14 protein-coding genes and 4 tRNA genes are annotated in these 16,862 nt (G+C 64.0%); 6 read left to right on the plus strand and 12 right to left on the minus strand.

What is annotated here, in order from left to right; genetic code table 11:
• Positions 1-38: 38 nt before the first annotated feature.
• The 12 genes from putP to SBP02_RS10415 all read right to left on the minus strand — a co-directional run bounded on the left by putP (position 39) and on the right by SBP02_RS10415 (position 13,497).
• Positions 39-1,508, minus strand: coding sequence for a sodium/proline symporter PutP (gene putP / locus SBP02_RS10360; protein WP_318639646.1), 1,470 nt, complete (start codon positions 1,506-1,508; stop codon positions 39-41).
• Between the two features lie 543 nt (positions 1,509-2,051).
• Positions 2,052-2,138, minus strand: a tRNA-Leu gene (locus SBP02_RS10365).
• Between the two features lie 331 nt (positions 2,139-2,469).
• Complete coding sequence (locus tag SBP02_RS10370) at positions 2,470-4,203, minus strand: sensor domain-containing diguanylate cyclase (protein WP_318639647.1); 1,734 nt, start codon at positions 4,201-4,203, stop codon at positions 2,470-2,472.
• Between the two features lie 140 nt (positions 4,204-4,343).
• Positions 4,344-4,417, minus strand: a tRNA-Cys gene (locus SBP02_RS10375).
• 39 nt (positions 4,418-4,456) lie between these two features.
• Positions 4,457-4,532 (minus strand) — tRNA-Gly (locus tag SBP02_RS10380).
• 67 nt (positions 4,533-4,599) lie between these two features.
• Positions 4,600-5,160 (minus strand): CDP-diacylglycerol--glycerol-3-phosphate 3-phosphatidyltransferase, encoded by a 561-nt coding sequence (gene pgsA / locus SBP02_RS10385; protein ID WP_318639648.1) that lies wholly within the window; start codon positions 5,158-5,160, stop codon positions 4,600-4,602.
• A 33-nt stretch (positions 5,161-5,193) separates the two neighbouring features.
• Positions 5,194-7,017, minus strand: coding sequence for an excinuclease ABC subunit UvrC (uvrC, locus tag SBP02_RS10390; protein WP_318639649.1), 1,824 nt, complete (start codon positions 7,015-7,017; stop codon positions 5,194-5,196).
• A gap of 1 nt (position 7,018) precedes the next feature.
• The gene (gacA, locus tag SBP02_RS10395) at positions 7,019-7,663 is read right to left on the minus strand and encodes a response regulator transcription factor GacA (protein WP_318639650.1); all 645 of its coding nucleotides are present in this window, start codon (positions 7,661-7,663) and stop codon (positions 7,019-7,021) included.
• Between the two features lie 244 nt (positions 7,664-7,907).
• Positions 7,908-9,911, minus strand: a complete 2,004-nt coding sequence (locus SBP02_RS10400; RefSeq protein ID WP_318639651.1) for a multicopper oxidase family protein — start codon at positions 9,909-9,911, stop codon at positions 7,908-7,910.
• Between the two features lie 81 nt (positions 9,912-9,992).
• A complete protein-coding gene (locus SBP02_RS10405; protein ID WP_318639652.1) occupies positions 9,993-10,652 on the minus strand; it encodes an SCO family protein in 660 nt (219 codons plus the stop codon).
• A gap of 22 nt (positions 10,653-10,674) precedes the next feature.
• Positions 10,675-12,582, minus strand: a complete 1,908-nt coding sequence (locus SBP02_RS10410) for a multicopper oxidase family protein (protein WP_318639653.1) — start codon at positions 12,580-12,582, stop codon at positions 10,675-10,677.
• 825 nt (positions 12,583-13,407) lie between these two features.
• Positions 13,408-13,497: transfer RNA gene (locus SBP02_RS10415), tRNA-Ser, on the minus strand.
• A gap of 136 nt (positions 13,498-13,633) precedes the next feature.
• Here SBP02_RS10415 and SBP02_RS10420 point away from each other — a divergent pair.
• From SBP02_RS10420 to SBP02_RS10445, 6 genes are all read left to right on the plus strand, one after another.
• On the plus strand, positions 13,634-14,299 hold the full coding sequence (locus tag SBP02_RS10420; protein ID WP_318639654.1) for a Bax inhibitor-1/YccA family protein: 666 nt from the start codon (positions 13,634-13,636) through the stop codon (positions 14,297-14,299).
• Between the two features lie 110 nt (positions 14,300-14,409).
• Positions 14,410-14,802 (plus strand): sulfurtransferase complex subunit TusD, encoded by a 393-nt coding sequence (tusD, locus tag SBP02_RS10425; RefSeq protein ID WP_318639655.1) that lies wholly within the window; start codon positions 14,410-14,412, stop codon positions 14,800-14,802.
• A gap of 1 nt (position 14,803) precedes the next feature.
• Positions 14,804-15,163, plus strand: coding sequence for a sulfurtransferase complex subunit TusC (gene tusC, locus SBP02_RS10430; RefSeq protein ID WP_318639656.1), 360 nt, complete (start codon positions 14,804-14,806; stop codon positions 15,161-15,163).
• A complete protein-coding gene (tusB, locus tag SBP02_RS10435; protein WP_318639657.1) occupies positions 15,163-15,462 on the plus strand; it encodes a sulfurtransferase complex subunit TusB in 300 nt (99 codons plus the stop codon). The genes tusC and tusB overlap by 1 nt, the downstream gene beginning before the upstream one ends.
• Positions 15,459-15,794 carry a TusE/DsrC/DsvC family sulfur relay protein gene (locus tag SBP02_RS10440; protein ID WP_318639658.1) on the plus strand — a complete coding sequence of 112 codons (336 nt, stop codon included), beginning with the start codon at positions 15,459-15,461 and terminating at the stop codon, positions 15,792-15,794. Before tusB ends, SBP02_RS10440 begins: the two co-directional genes overlap by 4 nt.
• Positions 15,791-16,771, plus strand: a complete 981-nt coding sequence (locus SBP02_RS10445) for a glycosyl transferase family protein (protein WP_318639659.1) — start codon at positions 15,791-15,793, stop codon at positions 16,769-16,771. Before SBP02_RS10440 ends, SBP02_RS10445 begins: the two co-directional genes overlap by 4 nt.
• Positions 16,772-16,862: the final 91 nt, after the last annotated feature.

Below are 16,862 nucleotides of genomic sequence, written 5' to 3' on the forward strand. Positions count from 1 at the left end.
GCGGTGGCCGCGTGCGCGACGCGGTCGTCTACCCGCAGCTAGTCATGAAGGGTCTTCTCGAAGGCATCGAACTCGCTCCGGATCGCCGCCGTCGGCGCCGGCCCCATCAGGCTGACCCCGACAACCGTGAGCGCACAGAGGATGAAGCCGGGAAGAATCTCGTACATGTCGAACATGCCGCCTTCGACCTGCTTCCACAGAATCACCGTCAGCGCGCCGACCACCATGCCGGCAATCGCGCCGTTGCGGGTCATGCGCTTCCAGAACAGCGACAGGATGATCACCGGGCCGAACGCCGCGCCGAACCCGCCCCAGGCATAGGAAACCAGACCGAGCACCGTACTGTCGGGGTCGCGCGCCATGAGCACCGCGATCAGCGCGATCAGAATCACCGTACCGCGGCCGATCCACACCAGCTCCTGCTGGCCGGCGTTAGGCCGGATCATGGCCTTGTAGAAGTCTTCGGTCAGGGCGCTCGAGGACACCAGCAGCTGCGAGTCGATGGTGCTCATGATCGCCGACAGGATTGCCGCCAGCAGCACGCCGGCCACCCAGGGATTGAACAGCACTTGCGACAGGCTGATGAACACCGTTTCCGGATTCTCCAGCGGACTCTCGGCGAAGTAGGCGATGCCGGCAAAGCCGGTGAAGATCGCGCCATACAGCGCCAGCACCATCCAGGTCATGCCGATCAGCTTGGCGGTGGGCATGTCGCGAGAACGGCGCAGGCCCATGAAGCGCACGACGATATGGGGCTGGCCGAAATAACCCAGCCCCCAGGCCATCAGCGAGACGATGCCGAACAGCGTCATGTTATGGAAGATGTCGAGCCGCGCCGGATCGATCGCCGCCACCTCCGACACCGTGTTGCCCCAGCCACCATCGGCCGCGATCACCGCAATCGGCACCATGAGCAAGGCGAGGAACATCAGCAGGCCTTGCACGAAGTCGGTCCAGCACACGGCCAGAAAACCGCCGAGAAAGGTATAGGAAATGATGACGATCGCGCCCACCCAGAGCGCGACACCGTACTCCATGCCGAAACTCTTCTCGAACAGGGTCGCGCCTGCCACCATGCCGGACGAGGTGTAGAAGGTGAAGAACAGCAGAATCACCAGCGCCGAGATCATCCTCAACACCTTGCTGCTGTCATGGAAGCGATTCTCCAGGTAGTCGGGCACGGTGATCGCGTCTCGTGCGACCTCGGTGTAAACCCGCAGCCGCCGCGCCACAAACTGCCAGTTCAGGTAGGCGCCAATGGTCAGCCCCACCGCGATCCACACCTGGTTCATGCCGGCGGCATAGAGCGCACCGGGCAGCCCGAGCAGCAGCCAGCCGCTCATGTCCGAGGCGCCGGCGCTCAGCGCCGCCACGCCGGGTCCGAGGCGGCGTCCGCCGAGTACGTAGTCGGACAGGTCGTCGGTGAGCCGATAGGCCGCAAACCCGATCACCAGCATGCCAATCAGATAGATGATGAAAGTCACAAGGGTGGGGGTACTCATGCTCATGGCTGGCGCTCCTCACTTGCCCATTAGGTAGGTAACCAGCGACAGCAGAACGACGCCGCCCATCGGCACGATCAGCCAGAACCATGTTGCGAAACTGAGTGCATGTTCCATGGGGGTTCCTCATGTACTTGTGGTTGCGCATCACAACTGCGCGGCGAACCCGCCCAGCTCCAGAATCACCCGGAGCCCTTGCGGACCGGCTGCCACTTAAACGCTCGCCCGGCGTATGCAGATGAGGGACTTGGTGCCCATGGGGGCTTTACTTCAGACGTCCGACATGCACTACAACAGTGCCTCGGAGGTGGGCAGGTCTGTTTTAACTATAGGAGAGATTTAGGCGCTTATCGCAGACGCTGCGGGAGGCCGAGCCCGGGAAGATCTCCCAGAACATGGCGAGGCGAGTCAGGGAATGCACTGGATTTGCGCACTTCACCGCAGGGGACAGGCATTGGAGACGGCGCGGCATAAAGGGAAACGACCCGTTGCGCGGTTGGACTCTCAGCTTGCCCGAGCAGGCGCTGGAGCAAGACTCGATACCCAGTATGGTGCCCCGAGCCGGAATCGAACCGGCAAGACCTTGCGGTCGGCAGATTTTAAGTCTGCTGTGTTTACCAATTTCACCATCGGGGCGCTTCGGCGCATCTCACCTGGCTAAGCAGATGAATGGCTAACGGACGGCGGGCAGGGCCCTGTCATTCACGACGAATGAGGCCTGGCCCAACGCAGCGAGCCTTGGCTGGCTCGAGCGAGGCCAGGACTATATACAGCACTCGACGAAGCCGCAACCTTTCAGTTTTATTAGAAAATGCGCGTAAACCATTATTTTTGGGAGCTTTCTAGCTGGGCTGCAGCCCTGGGGAAACTGCGGCTCGGCGATTGACGCAGAGACTCCAGCCCCATTTGCAGGCTAACGAAGCCGCTGGCGATGACCCGCTGCGCGGCAGCCGCGTTGCATGGCGAATCAAGCCAGAGCCTGCGCCTGAAAAACCACCCTGTTGCGGCCGGCATCTTTAGCCTGGTACAGGGCCTGGTCGGCAAGGCGCACGGCCAAGTCCTCGTCCTGATCGCCCACATCGGCCATGGCCACACCACAGCTCAGGGTGATGTGCCCCACCCCCGGCACAGTGGCCGAAGCCACTCGCTGACGAATTTTCTCGGCGACCAGAAGTGCATTCGACCGATCGCACTCGGGCAGCAACACCAGGAACTCTTCACCACCGTAGCGGGCCACGAAATCGGTCTGTCGCAAAGCCACGCCAAGGAGAGAGGCAACGTGCTTGAGCACCGCATCGCCCACTGCATGGCCATGGGTGTCGTTGACCTTCTTGAAGTAGTCCACATCCAGCAACAGCAAGGCATAGGGCTTGCCGCTACGCTGGGCACGCAGGAACTCCTCGCGCAGCCGTTCAGTGGCTGCCAGCCGGTTATGCAGTCCAGTCAGGGCGTCACGCCGCGCCAGCAGGCTGAGCTGCTGGTTGGCCTCCGTCAGTTCGGCGGTGCGCTCCTCGACTTTCTGCTCCAGGCTGGCGTTACTCGCCTCCAGAGCCTGCCGGTTGGCCAGCAAGGTACTCGTCATGCCCTCCAGAGACGCGGCCAGCCCGCGCAGCTCAAGTGTGCGTCCAGCGAAACGAAAGTGAGTCTGCTCATCGCCCCGCTCGATGCGCCGCGCCGCAACAGCCAATTGCTCGACGGGCCGGCTGAACGCCACTGCCAGGCGGTAGGCCAGCAGCATGAACACCGCCGAGGTGAACAGCCCCAGCAGGATAAGGCTACGCTGCATGCGCGCGACTGGGGCGAGCGCGTGTTGAACCGGTTGGCGTAGCACCACACGCCAGCCGAGCTCCACTCTGGTGGAAGCGCGAACCACCACATTGCTGGTCAGATAGCGTCCGTCGTCGCTCCATTCGACGATGGTCGGCGAATTTTCCCCAGCCTTCAGTTGCGCGGGCAGGCTCAGCTGACCGATTTCCTCATAGGGGTGGAGTAACCGACCATCCGCGCTGAAAATGAGGGCCTCGATCTTCTCGCCTTCGGCATTGGCGGGTAGCGCCCTGTTGATGACCTCCGCCACCCACTGCCAATGGGCATGGGCGGCCAGCACGCCGCGCAGCTCTCCCCTGGCGTCATGAATGGGCGCGGCAAAGTCCACGAAACGGAGCGGCTCGCCGGAAGGCAATGCCGCCAGTTTTTTGGCCAACAACACCGCCTCATGGATATCACCGACAAAGCGCCCTTTGCGGCCCTCCTGGAACCAGGGCCGCTGATCGACGTTCTGGCCTATCAGCAGACCATCGGCGGCAGACTGGATCATGCCGGCGGCATCCGCAACCCCAAGCCAGGCGTAGTGACGATAAGACGCCTTGACCTGGTCCAGTCGCCTGCGCATCGCCACCCCGTCGAGCGGGCCATCGACGAACATCGGGCTCTGGCTGAGCAACCACAGCTCACGCTCACGCTCGCGCAGAGTTTCCGCCAGGACATCGGCGATGTGCCCGGTCAGCCCTCTAAGGGTTTCCCCTCGGGCATTGGTCATGCTTTCCGATGAGACCTGGGTGATATACAGGAACAGCCCCAGCCCCAAGGCCATGCTGAGTGCACCAAAGAACAGCGTGAGGCGAATACGAAAGCTATTGAACCACCCGGTCATGCCGTCACCGCAAGAAGAAAAGGGGCCGGGGCAATGTTCCCCGAACATACCGGCCTTCCCTGGGTAATCGCGAGGGCCCCGAGCACTGCTACATGAGCCGCATGAAACGGCCCTGGCTTGTCGAACCGCATAAAAACAGGCGCGCGATAAAAAGCCCCAAGTAGGATGACTACTTGGGGCTTTTCAATTGGAGGCTGAGGTCGGAATCGAACCGGCGTTCACGGATTTGCAATCCGGTGCATAACCACTCTGCTACTCAGCCTTGAAACCAAACGGGCCGTCGTAAACGGCCCGTAGAAATTGGAGCGGGAAACGAGACTCGAACTCGCGACCCCGACCTTGGCAAGGTCGTGCTCTACCAACTGAGCTATTCCCGCTTGTCTTGGTGACGGGCGCCATTCTATAGCTTCAGAACGCCCCGTCAACCCCTTGATTCAAAAAACTTTATTTCTTTTCCGCGGTGGTACTCAGGTGCGGCCAGGCGGCCAGCAGGTACTGCAGCATCGACCACAGGGTCAGCACCGCGGCGACGATCAGCAGCGCATAGCCAAGCAGCACCCAGAAGTTGAACAGCGGCGGATTGGCCAGCAGGATGATCAGCGCGAGCATCTGCGCGGCGGTTTTCCACTTGGCCAGGTTGGACACCGCGACATGGGCACGGGCGCCCAGTTCGGCCATCCACTCGCGCAGGGCCGACACCACGATTTCCCGGCCGATGATGATTGCCGCCGACAGCGTCAGCCACAGGTTGGCATGTTCGGCCACCAGCAACACCAGGGCGACGGCCACCATCAACTTATCGGCGACCGGGTCGAGGAAGGCGCCGAAAGGCGTGCTCTGCTCCCAACGACGCGCCAGGTAGCCATCCAACCAGTCGGTGAAGGCGGCACAGGCGAACACGCCGGCGGCGGCCCAATAGCTCCAGGAAAAAGGCAGATAGAACAGCAGGATGAAGATCGGGATCAGTAGGACGCGGAGCACGGTAAGCAGGTTGGGGATGTTCATCGGCACAACTGGGCTGCGAGGTGAGTCGGCATTCTACTCGCTGTGCAGGGCGGCATAAATCGACTCGGCAAGCTTTTTACTGATGCCGGGGGCCTTGGCGATCTCCTCGGCGCTCGCCCGGGTCAGCTCCTGCAGGCCGCCAAAATGATTGAGCAGCTCACGGCGGCGCTTCGGTCCCACCCCGGCGACTTCTTCCAGGCTGGAGGTACGCCGGGCCTTGCCGCGCCGCGCGCGGTGTCCGGTGATGGCAAAGCGGTGCGATTCATCGCGAATCTGCTGGATCAGGTGCAGGGCCGGCGAGTTTCCCGGCAGGGTGAACTCATGGGCGGCGTCGTTGAGGTAGAGGGTTTCCAGACCGGGTTTGCGGGTGGCGCCCTTGGCGACCCCGAGTAGGATCAGGTCGGGCACGGCCAGTTCCTCCAAGACCTCGCGGGCCATGGCCAGCTGGCCCTTGCCGCCGTCGACCAGGAGGATATCGGGCAGCTTGCCCTCGCCGTCCTTGATCTTGCTGAAGCGCCGGGTCAAGGCCTGGTGCATGGCCGCGTAGTCGTCGCCGGCGGTGACGCCTTCGATGTTGTAGCGCCGGTAGTCGGACTTCAGTGGGCCCTCGGGGCCGAACACCACGCAGGAAGCCACGGTCGCCTCGCCGCTGGAGTGGCTGATGTCGAAGCACTCCAGGCGTTGCGGCAGTTCATCCATGTCCAGGGCCTCGGCCAGGGCCTCGAACCGGGCGGCGACATGCTGGCGGTTGGCCAGGCGCGCGCCGAGGGCCTGCTCGGCATTGGTCACGGCCAGTTGCTGCCAGCGCGCGCGGGTGCCGCGCACGCGATGGCTGATGCTCAGCTCGCGACTGCGCGCCTCGGCAATGGCGGAAATCAGCGTGGGGAAGTCCTCGTGCAGCGCATTGACGATCAACTCGCTGGGCAGGTCGCGCTCCTGACTGCTGAGGTAGTACTGGGCGAGGAAGGCCAGCAGCACCTCGCTACCCTCCTCCTCTATCGCCACCTGGGGGAAGAAGTTCTTGCTGCCCAGCACCCGCCCACCGCGCACGCTGATCAAGTGCACGCAGGCCCCGCCGGGGTTGACCATGGCCGCGACTATGTCCACATCGCCGCTGCCGCCTTCCATGCTCTGCTGATCCTGCACCCGGCGCAGCAAGGCCACCTGGTCGCGCAGCTCGGCGGCCCGCTCGAAATCCAGCGCGCCGGCGGCCTGCTGCATCTCGGCGGACAACTCTGCGCTCAGGGCGTTGCTGCGGCCTTCGAGGAACATCACCGAATGGCGCACATCCTCGGCGTACTCCTGCGGCTCGACCAGGCCGACACAGGGTCCCTTGCAGCGCTTGATCTGGTACTGCAGGCAGGGGCGCGTGCGGTTCTTGAAGTAGCTGTCCTCGCACTGGCGCACCAGGAAGGCCTTCTGCAGCAGGCCCAGGCTCTCGCGAATCGCCCCGGCGCTGGGATAGGGGCCGAAATAACGGCCCTTGAGCTTCTTCGCCCCGCGGTGAATGCCCAGACGCGGAAACTCGCCGTCGGAGAGAAACACGTAGGGGTAGGACTTATCGTCGCGCAGCAGGATGTTGTAGGGCGGCCGCCACTCCTTGATCAGGGTCTGCTCGAGCAGCAGCGCCTCGGTCTCGTTGGCGGTGATGGTAGTCTCGACCTGGGCGATCTTGCCGACCAGCGCCGCGGTCTTGGGCGCCAGGCCGCTCTTGCGAAAGTAGCTGGCCAGGCGCTTCTTCAGGTTCTTCGCCTTGCCGACGTAGAGCAGTTTGGCGTCCGCCCCGAACATGCGGTAGACACCGGGGCGGCTGCTGCAGGTGGCGAGGAAGGCACTGGCGTCGAACGGGGCGTTCATCTCAGCTGACGGCATCGACCATGCCGTGGCGCACCGCCAGCAAGGCGAGCTCGACATCGCTGGTGATCGATAGTTTCTCGAAGATCCGATAGCGGTAGGTGTTCACCGTTTTCGGCGACAGACACAGCTTGTCGGAGATACTCTGCACCTTCTGACAGCTGGCGATCATCAGCGCGATCTGGATTTCGCGCTCGGACAACAGGTCGAATGGCGAAGCATTGCCCTGGGGTTGGAAGGGTTTCAACGCCAGCTGCTGGGCAATCTGCGGGCTGATGTAGCGCTGCCCGGCAAACACCTGGCGGATGGCCTGGACCATCTCCGTCAGCGCCGCGCCCTTGGTCAGGTAACCGGCCGCCCCCGCCTGCAGCAAGCGGGTGGGGAAAGGGTCTTCCTCGCACGCGGTAACCGCCACCACCTTCAGCTCAGGATGGCTGCGCAGCAGCTTGCGGGTGGCCTCCAGGCCGCCGATACCCGGCATCTTGACGTCCATCAGGACGACATCGGGCTTGAGTTCGCGGGTTTTCTTCAACGACTCCTCGCCGGAGTCGGCCTGACCGACGACCTGCAGGCCGTCGATGTCCGCCAGCATGCGCGTGATGCCTGTTCGAACCAGATCGTGGTCATCGACCACCAGCACCCTAATCAAGCGAACTCCCCATGCGCATCACTGCTGCGGTCTGAATTGCGGTTGTTTTTCGACGCTCACCATATCAAAAAGCGCGACACGAACCTAGTTTGGTGCAGGCGCGTCAAATAGCAAACGCCATAAAAACACAGCGCCCCTCGACACCTTCGTCACTGAGGGAGCACCCGCTCTAGCTTGGGGAATGCAGACGGCCAGCCGGTAATTCCGGGCACAGGCTTTGGGGGACCGGCGAAGCGCCGAGCACCTAGCCTCTGCGGCCCTTGCCCTGGCCTCGAGACGAGCGCTTGTCGTCACGGTCGAGACGCTCGCCGGGCCGGTCCCGATCAGGAGCCGGGTCATCCGTCTGCTGGCCGGGCGCGACGACATCGAAGCGCAGCATCATCGCGTGGTCTTCGTGGATCAGGTTATGGCAGTGCATGACGTACTTGCCGAGGAAGTCGCGAAAGCGCAGCAGCACCTTGGTCCGCGAGTTCGGCAGCAAGGCGAACACATCCTTACGCCCCTGCTCGTGGGGCGGCACGGGCACCCGATCGTCCTCGTCGATGCCGTCCTGGAACTTGGCGATGATCCGCCCCTCCTCCAGGTGGATGTGAATGGGGTGGGACCAGCCGCCCGAGTTGTTGATCAGGTCCCAGACCTCGACGCTGCCCTGGCGAACGTCTTCGGCGCTGCGCAGCGGATTGAAGAACTTGTCGTTGATCGCCCACATGCCGTTGGTGCGTTCGAACTCGAAGCGGCGCACCGGCGCATTGGCGATCTCCTCCGGATCGAGCGGGCGCAGCTCGCGCAGCACCGGCGGCACCCGGCTGAGGTCCTGCTCGGGCGGGAAACGATCGACGATCAGCTTCAGCAAGCGCACGCCAGGGGCCTCCACCTCATCCGGGCGCCGCGTGTCGTCCTGCTCCAGGCGATTGACCAGGTAGAGTTCGGTGCCGATCGGGTACCGGGAAAAATCCACCACGATATCGCCGCGCTCGGCCACGCTCAGGCGCACCCGCTGCTGGTTGAACAGCGGCGCCGGCAGCAGGTTGCCGTCGTTGGCGATGTAGGTGAAGGTCTGCACCCTGTCGTTCGCGTCGACCAGATAGAACTCGTAGACGCGGCTCGGGCCGCCGTTGAGCAGGCGCAAACGGTACTTGCGCGCCGCCACCCGCAACACCGGCTCGACATAGCCGTTGACGATGACCTTGTCGCCCAGGGTACCCTCCGGGTCCACCGGGTCGTAGAACAGGATGCCATTGCGGTCGAATAGGCGGTCGGCGAACGCCAGGGGATAGTCGTAAGGGTAGCTGGGCAGGCGCAGCGCCGCGGGACTGGGGTCGCGCTCGTCGCCGGAGTCGACATCGTCGAACAGCAGGAGGAAGCCCATCAGGCCACGGACCAGGTTCGGCGCGGTGAAGTCCATGGTGTGGTCGTGGTAGAACAAGGTGCCCAAGGCTTCGCGCGGGTCGCCGATGCCGTTCTGCTGCTCGTCGTAGCCGGCGTAGATGTTGGGATAGAAGTGATCCAGGAACTGCCCGGGGGCGGCCAGGGTCGGCCCGGCCTTGAACGCACTGTAGAAGTCCCCGGGAAATCCGTCGCTCTCCGAGGCCGTGTGCGCGTTGTGCAGATGGGTGGCGATCTCCGGCGAGCCGAAGCCCTTGTGGTCCTGGGGCAAGTGGTTGTAGATGCGCACTATGGTCGGCTGGCCGTAGCGCGCGATTATGGTCGGCCCCGGCGAGGTCGCGGCGGTGCCGCCATAGGCGAAGCCCCAGGTACGCTGCGGCGGATAGGCCGGATTGAAGATCCAGGCGGGGTTTTCCGCAGCGCTCATCTCGTAGTAAACGGGCGGATATTCCCGCACGCGCTCGTAGAGCTCGTCCCAGCGCTGATGGGCGTCGCGCCCGGCCTCGCCGGCCGCGGTGTTGGCCTCCTCCATCGGCGCCGGGTCGAGCACCGCCGGTCGCAGCGGCTCATGGGCCAGCGGCAACTCGATCTGCCAGGGAATGCTCGGCGGACTCTTCTCCGGCCTGTCGCCCCGCTCGGCCTCGTCGTCGCGGCGCTCCCGCCTCTTGCCGCTACCGCTCGTGGCACTCAGCAGCAGCGGTAGCGGCAGCGCCAAGCCCACCGCCGTACCCTTGATAAAGGCACGGCGGCCTTCGTCCTCGCCCTTCTCTTCTTGCACGCTGCTGGTGCGCTTCGGGGAAGTGGCATCATGGGATGGCGCGCCCCCCTTGTCCTTGTCGCTTCCGGTTGCTGTGTGCTTCATCACGCTCACCCTTGTTCAGGGCCCGAGCACCTCCTTGCTGCGAGCATTAATTCCCACGCCTCCCGTAGAGCATGCCCCCCGCTAGCCGACGCGGCTGGCACCCTCGCGCCCCCGATGGACGGTGTGCACCATGGCTCCATCGACATGGTTGATGGTGGTGATGATGCGCTCCGGGTCGGCCAGGGCCGGCGCCATGGTCCAGCGCTCGTTGCGGTCGTTGCCGACCCGCAGCATGCCGGTATGGGTGGCCAGGTTGCGGTCGACTTCCGGGTCCGGGTCGTAGAAGCCCAGGCCGTAGCGCAGCCGGGTGATATCGGCCGGGTCACCGGTGAGGAACTTCCAGCCGGGCAACAGACGCTGCTGCCTGACGTACTCCTCGAGATGTTCCGGGCGGTCGATCTCCGGTTGCAGGGTGATGGAGTACATGAACACCTCCGCACCCAGCCGCTCGCCGAGCAAATCCTGCACCTTACGCAGGTTGGAGGTCATGGTCGGGCAGGCACCGGCGCAGTCCACGTACATCATGTTGACCGTGATGATCTTGCCCCGCACCAGGTCGTCGTAGAAGCGCACCCGTTCACCCTCGTGGGTGGTGACCCAGACGTTGGGGAAGTAGGTATCCTCGGGGGCCTGAACGGCATCCTCGACCTCGCCGTCCGCCTCCGCCGGGAAGCGCTGCCAGAGCAGCCCGCCCAGCGCCACCGCGCCCATTCCGGCCAGCAGTTTTCTTCGCGTATTCATGGCAATACCTCCGTCGCGGCGACTAGTCGTCTTCCCTGATGTCCCAGCGCAGCATCATCGCGTGATCCTCGTGGATCAGGTTGTGACAGTGCATCACGTACTTGCCGACGTAGTCGCGGAAGCGCAGGAAGATCCTGAAGCTCGACATTTCCCTGAGCACGTAAACGTCCTTGCGCCCCTGCCACTCCGGGGGTACCGGCACCGCGACGCCGTCGCGGGTCATGCTGAGGATGCGCCCCTCCTCGAAGTGGATATGGATGGGGTGGCTCCAGCCGTTGTCGATGTTCACCAGCTCCCAGACCTCGGCGCCGCCCTTGGGAATCACCGCCCGCGACTGATTGGGATTGAAGAACTGGCCGTTGATCGCCCACATGCCGTTCTTGCGCTCGAACACCCAGCGCCGTACCGGCGCCGCGGCGATCTCCGCCGGGTCCAGGGGCGGCAATTCGCGCAGCACATTCGGCACCTGGCTCAGGTCCTGCTCGGCCGGCTCGCGGTCGACGATGAACTTCAACACCTGGGTGGATGCCCCTAGACCATCGGCACGGCGCGATATGGTCTGGATCAGGCGGTTGACCAGGAACAGCTCGGTGCCGATCGCGTATTTGGAGAAGTCGATGACGATATCCGCGCGCTCGGCCACGGCGATGCGCACGCTGACGCGATTGCGCAGTGGCGCGGGGAACAGGTTGCCGTCGTTGCCGATGTAGTCGAAGGTCTGCGACACGCCGTTGGCACGGGTCAGGAAGAACTCGTAGATTCGGCTCGGGCCGATATCCAGCAGGCGGAAGCGATACTTGCGCCGCGCCACTTTCAGCACCGGCTCGATCAGGCCGTTGACCGCGACCTTGTCGCCCAGAGTGCCGTCCGGGTCCACTTGGTCGTAGACCAGCATGCCGTTGGCGTCGAAACGGCGGTCGCCGAAGCTCAGCGGATAGTCGTAGGGGTAACTGGGCAGGCGCAGGGCCGTAGGACTGGGGTCGCGCTCGTTGCCCGAGTCGATATGGTCGAAGAGCAGGTAGAAACCGGCCATGCCGCGGTACAGGTTGGGCGCGGTGAAGTCGAAGGTGTGGTCGTGGTACCACAGGGTGCCCAGCGCCTCGCGCTCGTCGCCGATACCGTTCTGCAGTTCGTCGTAGCCGGCGTAGATGTTCGAATAGAAGTGGTCCTTCCACCGCCCCGGCGCGGCCAGGGTCGGGCCGGCCTTGAGCGGGCTGAAGTAGTCGCCGGGGAAGCCGTCGCTCTCGGAGCCGACATGGTGATTGTGCAGGTGCATCGAGATTTCCGGCGAGCCGAAGCCGACATGGTTCTGCGGCAGGTTGTTACGAAAGCGCACCACCACCGGCTGACCGTAACGGGCCATGATGGTCGGCCCCGGGGTGGTCGCCTTGGACGAGTCGCCGGTGAAGCCCCAGATGCGCTGCCTCGGGTAGGCCGGGTTGAATTCCCAGGCGTCGTTTTCCTCGACGCTCAGCTCGTAATGCATCGGCGGATACTGGCGCGGCGTGGCATACAGCTGGTCCCAGCGCTGATGCTTGTCACGCCCGCATTCGCCCAGGGCGGTCTGCGCCAGGCCGGTGGGGGCAGGGTCCAGCTCGGTGGCCTCCAGCACGGGCGGCTCTTCCGGCAGCTCCTTGGCCCAGGGAATGCTCGGCGGGCTAGGCGGCACGACCGGCGGACCGGGTTCCGGCGCGGGCTCCGGCTCCGGATCGCGCCCGCGGCGCCGGCGGCGGGCCTCGCTGCCGGTCGAGGCGAAGAATAGAGGTGCAGCCATGGCCGCCGCCGTGAGCCTCAGGAAGTCACGCCGGCCCTCGCCCTCCGACAGCTCGCTGGCCAGCGCGGGAACCGGCTCCCAACCACCCGCACGGACGGAAATCTTCCAATCTCCCGGGGTTAGTCTGTCCACGTTCTCCAGTAACAGGGTCTTCATGGCGTTGTCCTCGTTAGCATTCTCTCGCAGCCCAGCCACTCTCAAGGCCGCATGAAGCACCCCCGCGCGATCGGCGCAGAACACGGATGCAGCTGACTCAATCCAAGGCCACAACAAGCCCTCTTCGCGACAGTCAACTGCAACCCTGTCGCGAAACTGCGAGGACTTAGGAATGGCGCCGTAGTTCGTTGGCACTACGGCTCAGGAGGCGGGAGGATCATGCAGAGGAACTGGCAGAATTCGATTGTGAACAGACATCCCCTTGTCCGGGGTGCGTATTGGCCGGTCCATCACAATCTCCCCTAGCGTTGTTCCAAGGTTATTTCGCGCCCTCTCCTTCGCGAAAAAGCCGATAAATCATCCCTCTCCCACAGCTAACTAAAGAATCGGCCCCATACATTGTCAAGCATTTGTCGCCAGCCCAAGTCATCACTATTTATAGGCATAAATATCTGTTTTATATGGTCTTTTTGTTTTCTAACAGCAAAATCTGTCACCTGAGTTCGCCTGCGCAGACCATGCAATAGCTTCGGATTGACCGAAGAGAGACGCACCATACGGCAGGCATTGCGCAACGAGCGCCAGACGCTTTGCCCACTCCGAGCGCCCTGAAAAGGCCGCAGCCCAGGCTTTATCGCGGCTGGCTCTCGCTTATCGGGCCGCAACGCCTGGCCACGAAGACCTGCCATCGGGGCAACAGGCTTACCCAAGGAAAGAGCAACGGCTGCAGGGTGGCGAGGTGACAGATCAGACCGCAGGACCAGCAACGGGTTGAGAAACGAAAAAACCCCTGAGCTGCGAGGCGATCAGGGGTTTTCAGTCGTATGGCGGAAGCGGTGAGATTCGAACTCACGGAAGAGTTTCCCCTTCGACGGTTTTCAAGACCGTTGCATTCAACCGCTCTGCCACGCTTCCGGCGTTGCTGCGGGCGGCAATCTTACCGGAACGCAACACACTGTCAAACTCTGCGCCTTGGCACTGTCCTATGCTCTGTTATGATCGGGCTCAGCCTGATCACGGAACCACCAGCACTTTAATAAGGAGTGTCGCCATGCGCGAACAAGATTACGCTCTCAGCCACTCGCAGGTTGAGCAACAAGAGGTTGGCCGCGTCCTGCGCAACACCTACGGCCTGCTGGCCATCACCCTGGCCTTCAGCGGCCTGGTGGCGTTCTTCGCCCAGCGCGCCAACGTACCTTACCCGAATATCTTCGTGGTGCTGATCGGCTTCTACGGTCTGTTCTTCCTCACCGCGAAACTGCGTAATTCGCCCTGGGGCCTGGTCTCCACCCTCGCCCTGACCGGTTTCATGGGCTACACCCTGGGCCCGATCCTCAACCGCTACCTGGGCATGGCCAACGGTGCGGAAGTGGTCAGCTCGGCGTTCTCCATGACGGCCCTGGTGTTCTGCGGCCTGTCCGCCTACGTGCTGACCACCCGCAAGGACATGAGCTTCCTCAGCGGCTTCATCACCGCCGGTTTCTTCGTCCTGCTCGGCGCCATCCTGGCCAGCTTCTTCTTCCAGATCAGCGGCCTGCAACTGGCGATCAGCGCCGGCTTCGTGCTGTTCTCCTCGGCCTGCATCCTCTATCAGACCAGCGAGATCATCCACGGCGGCGAGCGCAACTACATCATGGCGACCATCAGCCTGTACGTGTCGATCTACAACCTGTTCGTCAGCCTGCTGCAGCTGTTCGGCCTGATGGGCGACGACTGACCGAGCCGCCCCCATCGAAAGCCCGCTTCGGCGGGCTTTTTCATGCCTGCGGCGAGCATCTTGCGCGCGCAGGCTTTATCATTCCGGCAGATTTCCCGCTTGGCCTACCCATGAAATTCGCCATCGCCCTGTTTTCCGCCTCCCACGCGCCCTCCTCGCGCCGCGCCCTGCGCTTCGCCCAGGCGGCATTGGCCGGCGGGCACGAGATCGTGCGCCTGTTCTTCTATCAGGATGGCGTGCACAGCGCTTCGAACAACGTGATCCCCCCCCAGGATGAACTGGACCTGTCCGCCGAATGGCGCGCGTTCATCCAGGCGCACCAGCTCGATGGCGTGGTGTGCATCGCAGCGGCTCTGCGTCGCGGCGTGCTCAACGAGGAGGAAGCCCGGCGCTATGGTCGCAGCGCGGCCAACCTGGAGGCGCCCTGGGAACTGTCCGGCCTGGGCCAGTTGCATGAAGCGGCGCAGACGGCCGATCGCCTGCTGTGCTTTGGAGGGCCGTGAGATGAGCAAGTCCCTGCTGATCATCAGCCGCCAGGCGCCCTGGGCGGGCCCTGGCGCCCGCGAGGCACTGGACATCGCCCTGGCCGGCGGCGCCTTCGACCTGCCGATCGCCCTGCTGTTTCTCGATGACGGGGTATTTCAGCTCATCCCGCGGCAACAGCCCAAGGCCCTGCAGCAGAAAGACCTGGGCGCCAACCTGCAGGCGCTGCCGATGTTCGGCGTCGAGTCGCTGTATGTCGCGGCCTGCAGCCTGCAAGAGCGTGGCCTGGCCGATCAACCGCTGGCGCTGACCGCCGAGATACTGGATGACGAGGCCCTCAAGGCGCTTATCGACCGCTATGACCAGGTGATTACCCTCTGATGGCAACTCTGCACGTACTCTCCCATTCGCCCTTCTCCGACAGCCGCCTGAGCAGCTGCCTGCGCCTGCTCGGGCCGACCGATGGCCTGCTGCTCAGCGGAGACGCGGTGTACGCCCTGAGCGCCGGCAGCGCGCCGCGCCAAGCCCTGGACCTGGTGCCCGATGACGTTGCCCTGTTTGCCTTGGCCGAAGACCTCGAAGCCCGGGCCATCGCCCCTCACCCCCGGGTGCAGGCGGTGGATTATCCGGGGTTCGTCGCACTCAGCTGCCGCTTCGCCAAGGTCAACAGCTGGCTATGAAACACTTGATGGTCGATGGTCGCGCCATCGCGCTGGACAAGGATGGCTACCTGACCGAGCTGGATGACTGGTCCGAAGTCGTGGCCGAGGCCCTGGCCCGCGATGAGGGGCTGCACCTGGGCGACGATCACTGGGAAATCCTCCACCTGCTGCGCAGTTTCTATGCCGAGTTCCAGCTGTCGCCGGCCAATCGCCCGCTGATCAAGTACGCGGCGCTCAAGCTGGGACCGGAAAAAGGCAGCAGCCTGCACCTGAACCTGCTGTTCAAAGGCGCTCCCGCCAAACTCGCCGCCAAGCTGGCGGGCCTGCCCAAACCGACGAACTGCCTATGAACCTCGTAGCCCCTCCCGAACACCCCTTCGCCCAGTTCGTGCGCATCCTCGGCAAGGGCAAGCGCGGCGCGCGCAACCTGACCCGCACCGAGGCCCGCGAAGCCATGGCCATGCTGCTGGATGGCAAGGTCGAGGACACCCAGCTCGGCGCCTTCCTGATGCTGTTGCGGCATAAGGAGGAGAGCGCCGAGGAAATGGCCGGCTTCGCCGAGGCCATCCGCGAGCGTTTGCAGGCGCCTCCTATAGCCGTGGACCTGGACTGGCCGAGCTACGCCGGCAAGAAGCGCCACCTGCCCTGGTTCCTCCTGGCCGCCAAGGCCCTGGCCCAGAGTGGCGTGCGCATCCTCCTGCACGGCGGCGGCGCCCACACCGCCGGGCGCCTGTACAGCGAACAGTGCCTCGACCCGCTGGCCATCCCCCCGTGCCAGAACTGGGGCGAAGTCGAGCGGGCTTTGGACGACCAGCGCCTGGCCTTCATCCCGCTGGGGGCCTGGATGCCGCAGCTGCAGCGCATGATCGACCTGCGCAACACCCTCGGCCTGCGCTCGCCCATCCACTCCCTGGCGCGCATCCTCAACCCGCTGGGGGCTCGCTGCGGCCTGCAGAGCATCTTCCACCCCGGCTACCAGGCAGTGCACCGCGAGGCCAGCCAGCTGCTCGGCGACAGCGCCGTGGTGATCAAGGGCGAAGGCGGCGAGATCGAGATCAACCCGGACGCCACCAGCCACCTCTATGGCACGGCCCAGGGCGCCAACTGGGACGAGGACTGGCTGCCGCTGTCGCCGCAGCGCCACGTCAAGCCCGAGCAACTGCAGCCCGCGCACCTGCTGGCCTTCTGGCGCGGCGAGGTGGAGGATGACTACGGCCGCCTGGCCGTGCTGAGCACCATGGCCCTGGCCCTGCGCGCCCTGGGCATGCCCCGCGACGAGGCCTTCGCCGAGGCCCTGCGGCGCTGGGAAGTCCGCAAACCCATCTAACGCATCGATCTAATAGCCCATCTATTTGCGCTTTTCTATCGACTTACACTCGGTAGACTGGACCTCGAGTTTCCAACACAAGAGGACGCAC

This window comes from Pseudomonas benzenivorans, assembly GCF_033547155.1.
Lineage (GTDB): Bacteria > Pseudomonadota > Gammaproteobacteria > Pseudomonadales > Pseudomonadaceae > Aquipseudomonas > Aquipseudomonas benzenivorans_B.

What these genes read in the sequence shown, in the direction of transcription:
- putP (WP_318639646.1), bottom strand. Translation starts at nt 1,508, where the DNA reads ATGAGCATGAGTACCCCCACCCTTGTGACTTTCATCATCTATCTGATT.
- SBP02_RS10370 (WP_318639647.1), bottom strand. Translation starts at nt 4,203, where the DNA reads ATGTTCGGGGAACATTGCCCCGGCCCCTTTTCTTCTTGCGGTGACGGC.
- pgsA (WP_318639648.1), bottom strand. Translation starts at nt 5,160, where the DNA reads ATGAACATCCCCAACCTGCTTACCGTGCTCCGCGTCCTACTGATCCCG.
- uvrC (WP_318639649.1), bottom strand. Translation starts at nt 7,017, where the DNA reads ATGAACGCCCCGTTCGACGCCAGTGCCTTCCTCGCCACCTGCAGCAGC.
- SBP02_RS10400 (WP_318639651.1), bottom strand. Translation starts at nt 9,911, where the DNA reads ATGAAGCACACAGCAACCGGAAGCGACAAGGACAAGGGGGGCGCGCCA.
- SBP02_RS10405 (WP_318639652.1), bottom strand. Translation starts at nt 10,652, where the DNA reads ATGAATACGCGAAGAAAACTGCTGGCCGGAATGGGCGCGGTGGCGCTG.
- SBP02_RS10410 (WP_318639653.1), bottom strand. Translation starts at nt 12,582, where the DNA reads ATGAAGACCCTGTTACTGGAGAACGTGGACAGACTAACCCCGGGAGAT.
- SBP02_RS10420 (WP_318639654.1), top strand. Translation starts at nt 13,634, where the DNA reads ATGCGCGAACAAGATTACGCTCTCAGCCACTCGCAGGTTGAGCAACAA.
- tusD (WP_318639655.1), top strand. Translation starts at nt 14,410, where the DNA reads ATGAAATTCGCCATCGCCCTGTTTTCCGCCTCCCACGCGCCCTCCTCG.
- tusC (WP_318639656.1), top strand. Translation starts at nt 14,804, where the DNA reads ATGAGCAAGTCCCTGCTGATCATCAGCCGCCAGGCGCCCTGGGCGGGC.
- tusB (WP_318639657.1), top strand. Translation starts at nt 15,163, where the DNA reads ATGGCAACTCTGCACGTACTCTCCCATTCGCCCTTCTCCGACAGCCGC.
- SBP02_RS10440 (WP_318639658.1), top strand. Translation starts at nt 15,459, where the DNA reads ATGAAACACTTGATGGTCGATGGTCGCGCCATCGCGCTGGACAAGGAT.
- SBP02_RS10445 (WP_318639659.1), top strand. Translation starts at nt 15,791, where the DNA reads ATGAACCTCGTAGCCCCTCCCGAACACCCCTTCGCCCAGTTCGTGCGC.